Source organism: Shewanella corallii (assembly GCF_023349125.1).
Lineage (GTDB): Bacteria > Pseudomonadota > Gammaproteobacteria > Enterobacterales > Shewanellaceae > Shewanella > Shewanella corallii.
Genome location: NZ_JAKIKT010000003.1, coordinates 182,394 through 196,321, shown reverse-complemented (window position 1 = coordinate 196,321; position 13,928 = coordinate 182,394). Strand labels below are relative to the sequence as shown.

12 protein-coding genes and 14 tRNA genes are annotated in these 13,928 nt (G+C 49.8%); 5 read left to right on the top strand and 21 right to left on the bottom strand.

Translation table 11 applies throughout. The features are described from left to right. Window positions 1-514: 514 nt before the first annotated feature. The 9 genes from L2725_RS10040 to L2725_RS10000 all read right to left on the bottom strand — a co-directional run bounded on the left by L2725_RS10040 (window position 515) and on the right by L2725_RS10000 (window position 1,388). Window positions 515-590, bottom strand: a tRNA-Asn gene (locus L2725_RS10040). Between the two features lie 23 nt (window positions 591-613). Further along, window positions 614-689 (bottom strand) — tRNA-Asn (locus L2725_RS10035). A gap of 15 nt (window positions 690-704) precedes the next feature. Next, window positions 705-780, bottom strand: a tRNA-Asn gene (locus L2725_RS10030). 32 nt (window positions 781-812) lie between these two features. Then, a tRNA-Asn gene (locus tag L2725_RS10025) sits at window positions 813-888 on the bottom strand. Between the two features lie 16 nt (window positions 889-904). Beyond that, window positions 905-980: transfer RNA gene (locus tag L2725_RS10020), tRNA-Asn, on the bottom strand. A 27-nt stretch (window positions 981-1,007) separates the two neighbouring features. Then, window positions 1,008-1,083, bottom strand: a tRNA-Asn gene (locus L2725_RS10015). Between the two features lie 18 nt (window positions 1,084-1,101). Continuing rightward, window positions 1,102-1,177 (bottom strand) — tRNA-Asn (locus L2725_RS10010). 39 nt (window positions 1,178-1,216) lie between these two features. After that, window positions 1,217-1,292: transfer RNA gene (locus L2725_RS10005), tRNA-Asn, on the bottom strand. 20 nt (window positions 1,293-1,312) lie between these two features. After that, window positions 1,313-1,388 (bottom strand) — tRNA-Asn (locus L2725_RS10000). Window positions 1,389-2,172: 784 nt separating this feature from the next. On the opposite strand from L2725_RS10000, the gene uvrB reads away from it, so the two are divergent. Further along, on the top strand, window positions 2,173-4,197 hold the full coding sequence (gene uvrB, locus L2725_RS09995) for an excinuclease ABC subunit UvrB (RefSeq protein WP_249248835.1): 2,025 nt from the start codon (window positions 2,173-2,175) through the stop codon (window positions 4,195-4,197). 90 nt (window positions 4,198-4,287) lie between these two features. Here the strand turns inward: uvrB and L2725_RS09990 are convergent, their stop codons facing one another. The 6 genes from L2725_RS09990 to queC all read right to left on the bottom strand — a co-directional run bounded on the left by L2725_RS09990 (window position 4,288) and on the right by queC (window position 7,984). Next, on the bottom strand, window positions 4,288-4,590 hold the full coding sequence (locus L2725_RS09990; protein WP_249248834.1) for an ankyrin repeat domain-containing protein: 303 nt from the start codon (window positions 4,588-4,590) through the stop codon (window positions 4,288-4,290). Between the two features lie 48 nt (window positions 4,591-4,638). Further along, window positions 4,639-5,442, bottom strand: coding sequence for a glucose 1-dehydrogenase (locus L2725_RS09985; RefSeq protein ID WP_249248833.1), 804 nt, complete (start codon window positions 5,440-5,442; stop codon window positions 4,639-4,641). Window positions 5,443-5,459: 17 nt separating this feature from the next. Further along, complete coding sequence (locus L2725_RS09980; protein ID WP_249248832.1) at window positions 5,460-5,780, bottom strand: hypothetical protein; 321 nt, start codon at window positions 5,778-5,780, stop codon at window positions 5,460-5,462. 26 nt (window positions 5,781-5,806) lie between these two features. Then, complete coding sequence (locus L2725_RS09975) at window positions 5,807-6,574, bottom strand: nuclear transport factor 2 family protein (protein ID WP_249248831.1); 768 nt, start codon at window positions 6,572-6,574, stop codon at window positions 5,807-5,809. A 136-nt stretch (window positions 6,575-6,710) separates the two neighbouring features. After that, window positions 6,711-7,307 (bottom strand): rhombosortase, encoded by a 597-nt coding sequence (gene rrtA / locus L2725_RS09970; RefSeq protein WP_249248830.1) that lies wholly within the window; start codon window positions 7,305-7,307, stop codon window positions 6,711-6,713. Further along, complete coding sequence (gene queC, locus L2725_RS09965; protein ID WP_115138476.1) at window positions 7,292-7,984, bottom strand: 7-cyano-7-deazaguanine synthase QueC; 693 nt, start codon at window positions 7,982-7,984, stop codon at window positions 7,292-7,294. The genes rrtA and queC overlap by 16 nt, the downstream gene beginning before the upstream one ends. A gap of 138 nt (window positions 7,985-8,122) precedes the next feature. Here queC and queE point away from each other — a divergent pair, with 138 nt between their 5' ends. Further along, window positions 8,123-8,791, top strand: a complete 669-nt coding sequence (gene queE, locus L2725_RS09960; RefSeq protein WP_249248829.1) for a 7-carboxy-7-deazaguanine synthase QueE — start codon at window positions 8,123-8,125, stop codon at window positions 8,789-8,791. Between the two features lie 65 nt (window positions 8,792-8,856). Here the strand turns inward: queE and L2725_RS09955 are convergent, their stop codons facing one another. The 6 genes from L2725_RS09955 to L2725_RS09930 form a co-directional block, all read right to left on the bottom strand. After that, window positions 8,857-9,930, bottom strand: coding sequence for a PLP-dependent cysteine synthase family protein (locus L2725_RS09955; RefSeq protein ID WP_248936381.1), 1,074 nt, complete (start codon window positions 9,928-9,930; stop codon window positions 8,857-8,859). Between the two features lie 106 nt (window positions 9,931-10,036). Continuing rightward, window positions 10,037-10,121 (bottom strand) — tRNA-Tyr (locus tag L2725_RS09950). Window positions 10,122-10,163: 42 nt separating this feature from the next. Further along, a tRNA-Tyr gene (locus L2725_RS09945) sits at window positions 10,164-10,248 on the bottom strand. Between the two features lie 41 nt (window positions 10,249-10,289). Continuing rightward, window positions 10,290-10,374: transfer RNA gene (locus L2725_RS09940), tRNA-Tyr, on the bottom strand. A gap of 28 nt (window positions 10,375-10,402) precedes the next feature. Then, a tRNA-Tyr gene (locus L2725_RS09935) sits at window positions 10,403-10,487 on the bottom strand. 40 nt (window positions 10,488-10,527) lie between these two features. Next, a tRNA-Tyr gene (locus L2725_RS09930) sits at window positions 10,528-10,612 on the bottom strand. 125 nt (window positions 10,613-10,737) lie between these two features. Here L2725_RS09930 and L2725_RS09925 point away from each other — a divergent pair. The 3 genes from L2725_RS09925 (at window position 10,738) to L2725_RS09915 (ending at window position 13,912) form a co-directional block, all read left to right on the top strand. Beyond that, window positions 10,738-11,259 (top strand): VC2046/SO_2500 family protein, encoded by a 522-nt coding sequence (locus L2725_RS09925; protein WP_283164266.1) that lies wholly within the window; start codon window positions 10,738-10,740, stop codon window positions 11,257-11,259. Window positions 11,260-11,285: 26 nt separating this feature from the next. Further along, window positions 11,286-11,567, top strand: a complete 282-nt coding sequence (locus tag L2725_RS09920) for a DUF406 family protein (RefSeq protein ID WP_249248827.1) — start codon at window positions 11,286-11,288, stop codon at window positions 11,565-11,567. Between the two features lie 167 nt (window positions 11,568-11,734). Then, window positions 11,735-13,912 (top strand): putative bifunctional diguanylate cyclase/phosphodiesterase, encoded by a 2,178-nt coding sequence (locus tag L2725_RS09915; RefSeq protein WP_249248826.1) that lies wholly within the window; start codon window positions 11,735-11,737, stop codon window positions 13,910-13,912. Window positions 13,913-13,928: the final 16 nt, after the last annotated feature.

Here is a 13,928-nt window from a genome sequence, read left to right as displayed (position 1 = left end):
GGAGCAGTTTTAAATAGTCAACTGCGCTAAAGGTTTCCCTTTATGAGTATGACGCCCATTTGGATTAAATGCCTTATTTTTTTACGTTTCCCGGAATAAAGCCAGAATGTTTTACTGCGATGCAGATGCTTGGTCATTGATGACCTTTTGCGAGCGAAGGCTGAGTTAGTTGGACGCCTGAGAAAATTAACAGCTGGAGATGGCGCTCGACACTGCACTGACAGCGATTGTTGAACACTTTTTAAAGCGTCAATACTGCAAGTCTTTATCGGGAGAGTGGAAATTGTAACCTGAAGCTGAGTGTGAGGCTAAGAAAAAATTTAATAGCCCAGCTTAAGTAACATGGTTTTACTAAAGGCAATCAGTGGGCCAAGTTTTTCCAAGCCCTTTTTCAGTCTTGATAGTGGGGTAACGTTGAATGTGGTGATAGAGCTTTATCGATAGATCTTATGGGGAGTTTGGCTAACGATAAATTGCTTAGACGGGAAGGGGATAAATAATGAAGATTAAGCGTTGGCTCCCCTGACTGGACTTGAACCAGTGACATACGGATTAACAGTCCGCCGTTCTACCGACTGAACTACAGGGGAATTGATGTTAACGCTTTTTAGAGTGGCTCCCCCGACTGGACTTGAACCAGTGACATACGGATTAACAGTCCGCCGTTCTACCGACTGAACTACGGGGGAATCGATGGTTTGATGTGGCTCCCCTGACTGGACTTGAACCAGTGACATACGGATTAACAGTCCGCCGTTCTACCGACTGAACTACAGGGGAATTGCATCAATAATATGGCATTGCGAAGTAAGTGGCTCCCCCGACTGGACTTGAACCAGTGACATACGGATTAACAGTCCGCCGTTCTACCGACTGAACTACGGGGGAATTGTCTGTTTTGATGTGGCTCCCCTGACTGGACTTGAACCAGTGACATACGGATTAACAGTCCGCCGTTCTACCGACTGAACTACAGGGGAATTGCATCAAAAGCGCGATAAAGTGTGTGGCTCCCCTGACTGGACTTGAACCAGTGACATACGGATTAACAGTCCGCCGTTCTACCGACTGAACTACAGGGGAATTACACTGTATCGAAATTGGCTCCCCCGACTGGACTTGAACCAGTGACATACGGATTAACAGTCCGCCGTTCTACCGACTGAACTACGGGGGAATTTCGTTACTTACTATGCGCAAAGCGCTGAACTCAGCTTGGCTCCCCTGACTGGACTTGAACCAGTGACATACGGATTAACAGTCCGCCGTTCTACCGACTGAACTACAGGGGAACATACTTTACGTTGAAAATTGGCTCCCCCGACTGGACTTGAACCAGTGACATACGGATTAACAGTCCGCCGTTCTACCGACTGAACTACGGGGGAATCGTTTTCAACAGCGTCTCGCTGAGAACGGAGCGCATAGTAAATCGCTCAGTCATATGAGTCAACTCGCTACCCTAAAAAAATCGGTTTTATTGCATCAAGTGCTCATCTAATGTGCACGGCCGCTTTGTTTGCAGGCAACTTGTTGAATAAATGCGCCCTTTTGACAAATGGCGATAGATAAAAAGCAAAGGTAATAGGCCTGTTCGCGTGTTCAGGCCTTTGTGCTTGTCCTTGGCTATACCCACAGACATAGAGAATGGTAGTGGCTGATTATATTGAAATTCGCCTGAGCTGAGTTTCAAATGTAATAAACTTTCACAATGTGGAGATGAAAGGCCTTACAAATCCACAAGCCTGAATCCCGCATCAACTAAGGGCTGGCTTCAGTTATCCACTGTTTCTGTGGATAAGCCTGTGAGCACACTGATCATACTCGGCTGTATCCCAGCCCCAATGGGCATTTGCTACAAAATGTACGACTTTTGATGAGTTTTGGAAACTGGCTATTTTTCAGACAGATAAGAAAATCAAGTCGGCAATCGTACTGATTTTGAGCAAGTGTTACCGACTGATGTCACAATTGACTCATGCTTGTGTATTAAATTGCCGACAGGCTGGGTGCTGGCGTCCAGTTTTTCGCACAGAAGGGGGAATTACAGCTGTCGAAAACTTTCAACAGCTATTGGGCACGATTTTTAATCGGTGACACAACAGCTTGTGTCACTGGAGCTGGCAGGAAGGCTTGAGTACACTAGAGCTCTAACCAAAAGGAATAGTGCCAGTGTCAAAAACCGTCTTTGATTTGCAATCCAACTATACTCCTGCCGGGGATCAACCCAAAGCCATTGAACAACTGGTTGACGGGATTGAGTCCGGTCTGGCGAGACAAACACTACTCGGGGTAACGGGCTCGGGGAAAACCTTCACTATTGCCAATGTGATCGCCACCCTGGGACGTCCGACCATTATAATGGCGCCCAACAAAACCCTGGCGGCCCAGCTCTATGGCGAAATGAAGGAGTTCTTTCCCAATAATGCGGTGGAATACTTCGTTTCCTACTACGACTATTACCAGCCTGAAGCTTATGTGCCCGCGTCGAATACCTTTATTGAGAAAGATGCATCGGTCAATGCCCATATTGAGCAGATGCGACTGTCGGCCACCAAGGCCTTGCTTGAGCGCAAAGATGTCGTCTTGGTTGCCTCAGTGTCTGCTATCTATGGTCTGGGTGACCCTGACTCTTATATGAAGATGCTGTTGCATCTGCGTCAGGGCGACTTTATGGGGCAAAGGGATATCCTCAAGCGCCTCAGCGAACTCCAGTACACCCGCAATGATATGGACCTGCAGCGTGGTACCTTCAGGGTCAGGGGGGAGGTAATAGATATCTTCCCTGCGGACTCTGATCGCGATGCGATCCGCGTTGAACTGTTTGATGATGAGATTGAGCGCCTGAGCGAGTTTGATCCGCTGACAGGGCAGATGACCCGCAAGCTGGCAAGAACCACTGTTTACCCCAAGACTCACTATGTGACGCCCAGAGAGAAGATCCTTGAAGCGACTGACTATATAAAAGAGGAGCTCAAGGTTCGCAAGCAGCAACTGCTGGACAATAACAAGCTGATTGAAGCTCAGCGGATCACCGAACGGGTGCAGTATGATCTGGAGATGATGACAGAGTTGGGTTACTGCTCTGGGATTGAAAACTACTCCCGTTACCTGTCGGGCCGGGCCGAGGGTGAAGGACCTCCGACTCTGCTTGACTACCTTCCGGCTGACGGCCTGCTGGTGATAGACGAGTCTCATAATACCGTGCCTCAGATTGGTGCCATGTATAAAGGTGACAGATCACGGAAAGAAACTCTGGTGGAATATGGATTCCGTTTGCCCTCTGCACTGGATAACAGACCGCTCAAGTTTGAAGAGTTTGAGTCTCTGATCCCGCAGACTGTATTCGTATCGGCAACGCCGGGACCCTATGAGCTGGACAAGAGTGATGGTGAGATCGCCGAGCAGGTGGTCAGGCCTACAGGACTGTTGGATCCTGAGATCGAAGTGCGTCCGGTGGCGACTCAGGTGGACGATCTGCTGTCTGAAATCGGCAAACGTACCGCCGTCAACGAAAGGGTATTGGTGACCACGCTGACCAAGCGGATGGCGGAAGATCTGACTGAATACCTCGATGAACATGGTGTACGGGTACGCTATCTGCACTCAGATATCGATACCGTCGAGCGGGTTGAGATCATCCGGGATCTACGCCTTGGCATGTTCGACGTACTGGTGGGCATTAACCTGTTGAGGGAAGGTCTGGATATGCCGGAAGTCTCTTTGGTCTGCGTGCTGGATGCTGACAAAGAGGGCTTTTTGCGCTCAGAGCGTTCTCTGATCCAGACCATAGGTCGTGCCGCCCGAAACGTGAATGGCAAAGTTATTCTGTATGCTGACCGTATTACAGATTCTATGGCCCGTGCCATGGGAGAAACTGAACGGCGACGTACCAAACAGCACGAGTTTAACCTTGCTAATGGCATTGTCCCCAAAGGCGTGGTGAAAAAGATCACTGACGTTATGGATGTTGGTGACAGCGACAAGCGCTCTTCCCGTCGTGGCAGTGACAGTCGAACAGCGAGAGTTGCTGAGCCGAAAGGAGATTATCAGGTACGTGATGCGGCTGATCTCAGCCATGAGATTGACAGGCTTGAAAAACAGATGCATGAGCATGCCCGCAATCTGGAGTTTGAAGAGGCCGCAGCTCTGCGGGATCAGGTCAGCCAGATGCGGGAGATGATGATTAAAGCATGATGCCGCACTAATAAAAAAGCGACCTGGGTGGTCGCTTTTTTATCATCTCAAGTTCCCATCACGGCAAGCTTTACCAGTGGATTATGGCGTTTAACTGCGGAGCTTGAGTAGCTTGAGCATCTTCTGGCTGGTTTGGCTTTGTACCCCCATACTGACTTCGCCATGCCATAGGGTAAGCTCCTGCGGGCTGTGCCCGTCAGATGTTTGCAGGTTTGGGTCCGCGCCGGCCTGGAGTAACAGGCGAAGTATCTGTGGGTTTTGATGCTGGCATGCGTAGTGTATAGCAGCCAGCCCAGATCTATCCCTGATATCAGGATCAGCTTTTTGCTTCAATGCCTGAATGACTCCGTCGAGATCATTTTGCTTTGCTGCGTCTGTCAGTTGTGAGTTCATCTAAGACTTCAATCTTCCCTGTCTGGTACAAGCCTTTTCATTTCGGTTTCAGCTCTTGGCCGGTGCTGCGGCTGAGCCCGCCAAAATGCCGCCATCTATGGTTAACTCAGTACCAGTCACATATTTGGACTCATCACTGGCAAGATAGAGTGCGGCGTAGGCCACATCCAGTGGCTCTCCCATGGTTTGCAGCGGCACATCGGCAGCCACAGCGTTAATGGCGTTTTCCCTTGCTTCTCCGTCTCCCAGCATGGCGTCCCACATGGGAGTCAATATGGCTCCCGGATGAATTGAGTTACAGCGGATGGGATAACCTTGTTGGGCGCAGTAAAGGGCGACTGTTTTACTGTGGTTGCGCACGGCAGCCTTGCTTGATGCATAGGCTGCCGCACCGGGTATACCGACCATGCCGGAGCGGGAGGAGATATTCACAATACTCGCCGCAGTTGAAGACTTCATCATGCTGATACCGTACTTACAGCCGAGCGTCACCCCATTCAAGTTGGTGCTGTGGACCTTGTGCCAACTGTCCAAATCCAGGTGTTCCGGGTCATGGGGCCCAGGTGTTTCAAGAAAACCCGTAATACCGGCGTTATTGACCAGAATGTCCAGGCGACCAAACTGATCCAGTATCTGTTGGGCAACCTTTTGCCAATGGCTCTCATCGCTGACGTCCAAATGGATATAGCTGGCGAGGTGACCCAGTCTGCCGGCTAACTCTGCCCCCTGTTGGTCATTGATATCGGTAATGATCACTTCCGCGCCTTCCTGCACAAACAGTTCAGCCGTAGCCTGGCCAATCCCCCGGGCGGCACCGGTAATCAGGGCGACTTTGTTGGTTAATCTTGGCATTTTTCCTCCATGAAAGGTCAACAGACCCTATGCAGTGCTTCACGGGCTGATGAAGCGGGAAACCTTTGACCATTTAATATAATAGTGTCGGTATCCGGGCATAGTAACAGCTCAACCCGGTTTGGGTGTTGGTTTTGGCCATAAGGCTGCAAATACAACACTAACTTACCCGAGTTTTCGCGGGCCTCGATAAAGTCCCATTGGCTGAGTGACAGATCCAGTAAGAGACGGCCGTTTTGCCTGTGAGTGACGACAGGGGCGTAGATCCAATGTGACATCCTGACTTCATGGGGGCGGGTCAGGATGTGGAAATCACCAAGGATTATCTCTTCTTCCATCTATTTCTTCCTTTGTTTCCTGCTACTCAGAACTTGCCATTCTGATTCACCCAATCACTGCGTGGCGGTATGGTTTCCGTTGTATCCCAGTGCTCCACTATCTTGCCGTTGTCCAGACGAAACAGATCGTAAAACGCAGTGGCGTATCCCAGCTTTTGACCTTCACATTGGGTCAGCACAAAGTTGCCTTCAGCAAATGTACGGTGTAACTGCCGGTATTCAGTCAGGGCGTCACCTTTGTCGCTTTGTCGGGCTAAATGGGTCTCAAGTACGCTGAGGTTATCTTCGAGTTGCGGGTTGTGCTCAATATACTCTGCAGGGGCGATAAAACTGCTGAGCTGGTTGAACTGCCTGTTGATCATGACTGTTTGGATAAAGTCTGAAACATGTTGGCGGTTGGCTTCCGTCAGGTGTTTGTCCAGCACTCGGGTTTCACCATCAGTCATGGTATGTCCGGATAGGTTTGCAGGTTGCTTTAGCTGCAGATTATCCCAGTGCTCCACCGCCTGATCACCGTCAAAGCGAAAGACCTCGAAACAGATCTTCTCGCTGCTGAAGTCATATTCTGTGTGGGCAAAAATGAAATCGCCATCGGCAAATATTCTGATAATTGAGACTCTGGGGTTGGTTTTAGCCAGGCGGGCAAAGAGTTCTGCAAGACCCACATCGCCTTCCCGGGTCAGCGGATTGTGTTGGATGTATTGCTGCTCATTGACCACGGCAACCGATTCTGGCTCGCCGGTTTCTATGCCTTTCAGCAGGGCAATAATCCCCTGTTTGCGTCTTTCTTCCATAATCACTCCCGGAGTTGACTGACTTTGCCAGCATATTCTGCCTTTAGGGAGTTTAATACCCCCGGAAAGTAGAGTAAGAGATGTGAATTTTCAGATTAACCTGGGAGTAGGGGCAAACGCCCCTTTGACGGGGATGTCAGTGATTTGAACCCGGACGTTTGGACAACCACTGCCACAGCAGCGCACAGATAATACCGGCTAGCATGCCCACAAGGTGAGACTCTACCGCGACTTTGGCATCTATCAGTGACGCCAGCTCAGTACTGCCACCGCTGACCATTTCATAACTGACCTTGGCGATGACGCCGATTATCAGTACCCAACCGAAACGGACGCCGTTAAGCAACTCATTACAGGCGCCAAAGGCAAACAGGCCGTGCAGCACACCACTTAGACCCACATAGCCCATCATAGCGGGAACAAACCAGTACAGTCCCAGACCTTCGGTGGCAAACAGTGCCAATAGCAGCAGGCTAAAGCCCGGCAGACGGAATGGCCACTTAAACAGTGAGATGATGACCCAGAGCCCGGCGAGGTTCATCAGCAAGTGCCAATGATTGGTATGCAGCAAGTTACCGGTCATCAACCGGAACCACTGACCATCCCCGATTTGGGAACGGCGAAAAGCCAGCTCGTTATCCAGACCAAGAAAGTAGAGTAGAGGACATAGTAAAGAGAGCAGCAAAGCTGCTCCCATGGGAGAATTAAACCAACTGGCTAGTTTTTGCTGCATTTGTCATCCAATGACTTCATCACCTGAGCTTTGTTATTCAGATACTCTTCCAATCCATTGCGGCGTAGATGGCAGGCTGGGCAATCACCACAGCCATCACCCTTAATGCCGTTGTAGCAGGTCAGGGTTTGGTTTTTAACCAGCTCAAGACTGTCAAACTTGTCCGCCAGTGCCCAGGTTTCTGCCTTATTCAGCCACATCAATGGTGTAACCAGATTCAGCTGTCTGTCCATTCCCTGAACCAGCGCAGACTCCATGGCTTTAATAAAGTCATTACGGCAATCCGGATAACCGGAGAAATCGGTTTCACATACTCCGGTAATAACCGCCTCTGCGCCCAGCTGGTACGCATAAATGCCGGCCAGGGTAAGGAACAGAATATTACGGCCGGGTACAAAGGTATTGGGCAAGCCATTATCCATCAGCTCATGGGAGACAGGGATGTTGTCCCGGGTGAGAGCACTGATCGCCAGCTCATTCAGTAGTCCCACATCCAGTACCTTGTGACTGGCAATACCCAGATCTTTTGCCAGTTGTTCAGCGACCTGAATTTCGCCGCTGTGGCGCTGACCATAGTCAAAGGTGATGGCGTGGACTTCGTCATACTGCTTCATAGCCTGAATAAGGCATGTAGTTGAGTCCTGGCCACCACTGAATACCACAACTGCTTTTGACATGGAGATAAGTCCTTAACAATAAAAGCGCACATTGTAGCTCGGGTCGTCAGTGATGCAAATCCATCAGCTTGCGAAGCGCTGCAAAATCCTCTATAACTCCCCGCCATTACAATAGGGTTTAAACAGGAACACTCTGCTATGCAATATCCGGTCAATGAAGTTTTTGAAACCATACAGGGTGAAGGTGTTTATACCGGAGTGCCAGCGCTGTTTGTGCGGTTGCAGGGATGTCCGGTTGGTTGTCCCTGGTGTGACACCCAACATACCTGGGAATTACTGGACACCAACAAGGTTGCCAAAGCGGATGTGATTCAGGTCGATGGAGAGCAGGGGCGTTGGGCCATGTTATCCGCAGCGGAGCTGATTCAGGCTTTTAACGATAAAGGCTTCAGCGCCAAACATGTGGTGATCACAGGTGGTGAGCCCTGCATGCATGACCTGACAGATATGACGACTGAGCTGGAAGCTGCCGGATACCAATGTCAGATTGAAACCAGTGGCACCTTTGATGTTGTTTGCAGCAGTAACACCTGGGTGACGGTGTCGCCCAAGGTCAATATGAAAGGTGGGCTGGCGGTATTGCCTCAGGCACTGAACAGAGCCAATGAGATTAAGCACCCGATAGCAACACAAAAGCACATCGATGAGCTGGATGCACTATTGGCTGAGGTAGACACAACTGGCAAAACCATCTGTTTGCAGCCCATCAGTCAGAAGCCAAGAGCGACTGAGCTGGCTATGGCAACCTGTATTGCCCGCAATTGGCGCTTATCGGTACAGACCCACAAGTATCTGAATATTGACTGATTGTACTGTTGAATAAAAAACGCCTCACTGAAAAGCGAGGCGTTTTTTATATCAAGTACTCTTGTTCAGCACTCTGGCAGTGTCAGTTCACCGGTTTCGGAGAATTGATTCAACAGTCCTGAATAGTGCTGATAACAGCCGATGTTCGCTGCTATCCAGTCAGGGTTATAGTAGGTATCCAGATATCTTTCACCTGAATCGCAGATCAGGGTCACGATGGAGCCTGACTGACCTGCCTGCTGCATTTCCGCTGCCAGCATCAGGGCGCCAAACAGGTTGGTACCGGTTGACGCACCAGTCTTACGCCCAATCAGCGTCTCCAGCCAGTTGATGGTGGCGATGGAGGCGGCATCAGGGATTTTGATCATTCTGTCCACTACACCAGGGATAAAGGATGGCTCTACCCGCGGGCGACCAATACCTTCAATGCGGCTGCCTTTTTCGCAGCTGATATTGGCATTCCCTGTGTTGTAAAAGTCGTAAAACACGGAATTTTCAGGGTCTACTACGCACAGTTTACTCGGCAGTCGCTGATAGCGGATATAACGGCCAATGGTTGCTGATGTGCCACCTGTACCCGGGCTCATGACTACCCAGTGTGGTGTCGGATGAGGCTCACGCTCCATCTGGCTGAAGATTGAGTTGGCAATATTGTTGTTGCCGCGCCAGTCGGTCGCGCGCTCGGCATAGGTGAACTGATCGAGATAGTGGCCATTCAGTTCTTTTGCCAGACGCTCTGACTCTGCGTAAATCTGGCTAGAGTGGTCAACGAAGTGGCATTGCCCACCATAAAATTCAATCTGTTGAATCTTCTTTTTGGCGGTGGAGCTTGGCATTACTGCAATAAATGGCAGGCCCAGCAACTTGGCAAAATAGGCTTCTGAGACGGCAGTACTGCCGGAAGAAGATTCAATAACCGTGGTGCCTTCCTTAATCCAACCGTTACACAGGGCATAAAGGAAAAGAGATCGGGCAAGACGATGTTTCAGGCTGCCGGTAGGGTGGGTGCTTTCATCTTTAAGGTAGATGTCGACACCAGACAGTGCGGGAATATCCAGTTTTATCAGATGAGTGTCGGCACTGCGTTGGAAGTCGGCTTCGATTTTCTCGATAGCCTGGCTGACCCAGGAAGAATTCATAGTCATAAGGTTTATTTATTATTCATAACCAAAGATGATAGAGAATTCGTCTGCAGAAAAACAGGGATTAACGTGCGAAAGATTAAGCAATGAACAGCAAAGAAGATGGTGGAGGGAGAAGGATTCGAACCTTCGAAGGCGGAGCCGTCAGATTTACAGTCTGATCCCTTTGGCCACTCGGGAACCCCTCCACATTTTGGAGATTATTAAAGCCATTTTTACATCAAAGAAGATGGTGGAGGGAGAAGGATTCGAACCTTCGAAGGCGGAGCCGTCAGATTTACAGTCTGATCCCTTTGGCCACTCGGGAACCCCTCCACATTTGGAGATTTTTACAGCCAGTTTTACAACAAAGAAGATGGTGGAGGGAGAAGGATTCGAACCTTCGAAGGCGGAGCCGTCAGATTTACAGTCTGATCCCTTTGGCCACTCGGGAACCCCTCCATCATGGCGAATGTACTTGAATTGAAAGTGGTGGAGGGAGAAGGATTCGAACCTTCGAAGGCGGAGCCGTCAGATTTACAGTCTGATCCCTTTGGCCACTCGGGAACCCCTCCACGAATTCAATCGCGTACTTTCAAATTGTTGTTGCTGAAGTGGTGGAGGGAGAAGGATTCGAACCTTCGAAGGCGGAGCCGTCAGATTTACAGTCTGATCCCTTTGGCCACTCGGGAACCCCTCCTCATCAGCGGCGGCAATATTATTCATTCTGGATTTGCATGTAAAGCCTAAAACGCAAAAATCTTCTAAAGTTCGGGCTCGACCGGTCGATTAAGTAACAACGAGTTGTTTTTGTGATGTTTTTTTATGCGCGTTGAGCCAGTTTTAATCAATGAGCTTCAATTGGGAGATACGCTTAACCGGGCGATAGAGTTCAATCGCCGGGGTGAGTTTGGCTTACTATTGGCCATGCTATCCAATGATGCCAGGGATATGGCTCAATTCACCCTCAGCCAGGACACGCCACTCGAGGCGAAACTCAAGCTGGAATTTGAGTTACCTGAGTCTCAACCTCTTACTGCAGATCTCTCTACCGACTATATAGTAGATAACAGCCGCCACTTTCTGACGGAAGGGGCCCGAAGTTTTCAGCTGCATCAGGCATTGGTGCCGGAGGCGCTGGTTATCCGCGGTGGCAGGGAGAGCGCCATGAGCGAAGTACTGGATAATACCGACTTACACACCCGGCTGAGGATGGACGACTCTAGGGCTGAGATGCCCGAAACATTAACTCTGGCTGATATATTGACCATGCAGCGGAATTTCAGTCGAAAATTAGCTGGTTTATCAGATCAGCACCTTGGTGAGCCTGAGGTCGCTGGCATATAATGCGGCTTTTCACAGGAGATATAGTGATGAAAGCCATCCGAGATGCACAATCCGACGCTATTAACGATACCTGCACATACTGTGGCAGCTTCGTAGATGTTGGCGCGGTTATCGAAGCCGATGATACAGAGCTGAAAGTTCACTTTGCCGGTGACGATGCTCACGCCCAGGCTGAAGCGCTGGCTCAGCGTGCCGTCAGCCGTTTTGACAAAACTCAGTTTGCTATCAACCCACAGGCTGATGGTGTCGAACTGGTGCTGACCTTTGATGTCAGCGTGGAAAAGATGATTTTTCAACTGAGCATCTGATCCCCTTGTTGTAGCTTCAAGTTTTTATTGTTAACAACTTGATGAGGCAGGTTTACTTCCTGTAATCTGCTGACTGTATATTCGGGCTCAGCTGAGCCCGAATAAAATATAAAAATAATAATAATTGTCATCGCCAACAATATGGATGTTGGTCGTCAGGGGCATTAGTGAAACAACGAAAGCATCAACATCTTGTTGAAACGATCGTCAACTCACCTGCCAAAATGCAGGGAAACTTTCGTGAAACAGCCGAGCTTATCAGTGAGCTCCTGTGTCAACATCTGGTTCTGGATGGTGTCAGTATCTGGCGCTATAACCTGGATTTAACCAGACAATATGCGGTGTCGCGCTTTGCCCTCAACGATGATGTTTACCAGCTCAGAGATGTCGACATCTCACTATGTCCTTCCTATCTCAACACCCTGAAAACCAACCGCTACATAGATGCCAGTGACGCTGCGTCAGATCCCAGAGTCAGGGAGATAGAATCCTGCTGGCTAAGTGGAAGGGGGGTTAAGTCCACCCTGGATGTGGCTATTCGAATCAATGGGCGGCTGGAAGGCGTGTTGTGTCTGGAGCGGGCAAATTCCAGAGGTATATGGCATGACAGTGAAATCTATGTCGCTTGCCAGATTGCCGATCAACTGGCGTTAACCCTGGCAACTCAGCAAGGCTATGAACAGCAGGAGATACTGTCGCTGTTCCAAAGTGCTGTTGAGCAGTCCGATTATGTCACCATGTTGGTGAATCTGAACTCAGAGCGCATCGAGTATATCAACCCGGCTCACAGCAAAATGTCGGGTATTGCACGGGAAAAGGTGCAGGGTGGCAGTGTAGGTAACCTGACTTTTTTCAATCAATACCCTGAGCAAGCGCAGCTCTTACTCACCCAGCTGCGGGAAGGCAAGCCGGTCAGCGGTGAGGTGCCCCTGACCCGTCCCGATGGTAAACGCTACTATCTCAAATATCACGCAACCCCCTTTGTTACCCAAAGAGGGAATCTCTACGCGCTGGTTCACAGCGAAGACAACACTCAACCTCATCTTTACCAGGCTGAGCTGGAAAGGCTGGCCTGGTGTTGTGGCTTAACCGGTCTTTATAACCGCACCCATTTTATCCAGATACTCGAACGCACTATGGAAGGGGTGTTGGTATTGGTTGATCTGGTGGGCTTTAAACGCTTCAACGATACCTATGGTCATGATCAGGGCGATGTCATGCTGATTGAGATGGCCAGGCGGATCCGTCACTTCGGCGATATTCATAAAGCAATTGAGATTGCCAGAGTCGGCAGCGATGAGTTTGCTCTGTTGTTGGCACCATCACAGCAGCTGGGCGAAGATGCGCGGATTGAAAAGCTCTATGAGCAACTGAAGGCGCCACTGCATATCGGACGAGAGCAGGTGGATCCCAAACCAGCATTGGCAGTGGTCGACATTGCCGAAGTGGCAGATATTATTTCTCCCATTGCGGGTGCGGATATTGCGGTTCAATATGCCAAGAAAAAGCAGGGCAACAATATTCAGCTATTTAATAGTGCCCTGGTCAGTGCGTTTCACCAGGATTCTGAAATTGAGCGGGAGCTGCATGTGGCGATTCGGGGTCGCCAGTTCGAACTCTATTATCAGCCTCTGCGGGATCTGCAAACCCAGCAATATATAGGTGCTGAAGCTTTGATCCGTTGGCATCACCCTAAACGGGGCGTTCTCTATCCCGGCTCTTTTATCGACGTCGCTGAGCAGAGCGGGCTTATCGGCCATATTGGCAGTTGGGTATTGGAAGCTGCTTGTAAGCAATTGAATTTATGGCAACACCATAATATCAATCTGTCGATGCATGTGAACGTATCTGCCCGGCAATTCTTTGGTGGTCACCTGTATGAGCAGGTGTGGCAACTGCTTACCCGTTATCGATTAAAGCCCAGAACCCTGATTCTTGAGATTACTGAAACCGAATTGATGGAAGATGTGATCCACGCGACCAATATGTGCAAAGAGTTGTCTGAACTTGGCGTAGGCTTGGCCATCGATGATTTTGGTACCGGCTATAGCTCGATGCGTTACCTCAAGCAGTTTCCCATCAGCAAGATTAAAATTGACCGCTCATTTATTTCAGATCTGACTGTCAGCAGAGAAAGCCAGGAGATTGTCAGTGCCATTATCGCTATGGCCAAAGCCTTGAATATTTCCCTGACTGCGGAAGGGGTGGAGACCTGTGAGCAGGAAGAGTTCCTGTCAGGTTGTGATTGCCATCAGGCGCAGGGATTTTTGTACAGTCCGGCGCTGCGAAGCCCGGAGTTCAACGAGTTTATCAATCTGGAGGATAAACTCAGGGACGAAGTTTGATGATACTCGCCCCCCG

Excerpts from the sequence above, each read along its gene's own strand:
- L2725_RS09980 (WP_249248832.1), bottom strand. The coding sequence starts at position 5,780 with ATGGAAGAAGAGATAATCCTTGGTGATTTCCACATCCTGACCCGCCCC.
- L2725_RS09985 (WP_249248833.1), bottom strand. The coding sequence starts at position 5,442 with ATGCCAAGATTAACCAACAAAGTCGCCCTGATTACCGGTGCCGCCCGG.
- L2725_RS09920 (WP_249248827.1), top strand. The coding sequence starts at position 11,286 with ATGAAAGCCATCCGAGATGCACAATCCGACGCTATTAACGATACCTGC.
- L2725_RS09990 (WP_249248834.1), bottom strand. The coding sequence starts at position 4,590 with ATGAACTCACAACTGACAGACGCAGCAAAGCAAAATGATCTCGACGGA.
- L2725_RS09925 (WP_283164266.1), top strand. The coding sequence starts at position 10,738 with ATGCGCGTTGAGCCAGTTTTAATCAATGAGCTTCAATTGGGAGATACG.
- L2725_RS09955 (WP_248936381.1), bottom strand. The coding sequence starts at position 9,930 with ATGAATTCTTCCTGGGTCAGCCAGGCTATCGAGAAAATCGAAGCCGAC.
- L2725_RS09975 (WP_249248831.1), bottom strand. The coding sequence starts at position 6,574 with ATGGAAGAAAGACGCAAACAGGGGATTATTGCCCTGCTGAAAGGCATA.
- queC (WP_115138476.1), bottom strand. The coding sequence starts at position 7,984 with ATGTCAAAAGCAGTTGTGGTATTCAGTGGTGGCCAGGACTCAACTACA.
- queE (WP_249248829.1), top strand. The coding sequence starts at position 8,123 with ATGCAATATCCGGTCAATGAAGTTTTTGAAACCATACAGGGTGAAGGT.
- rrtA (WP_249248830.1), bottom strand. The coding sequence starts at position 7,307 with ATGCAGCAAAAACTAGCCAGTTGGTTTAATTCTCCCATGGGAGCAGCT.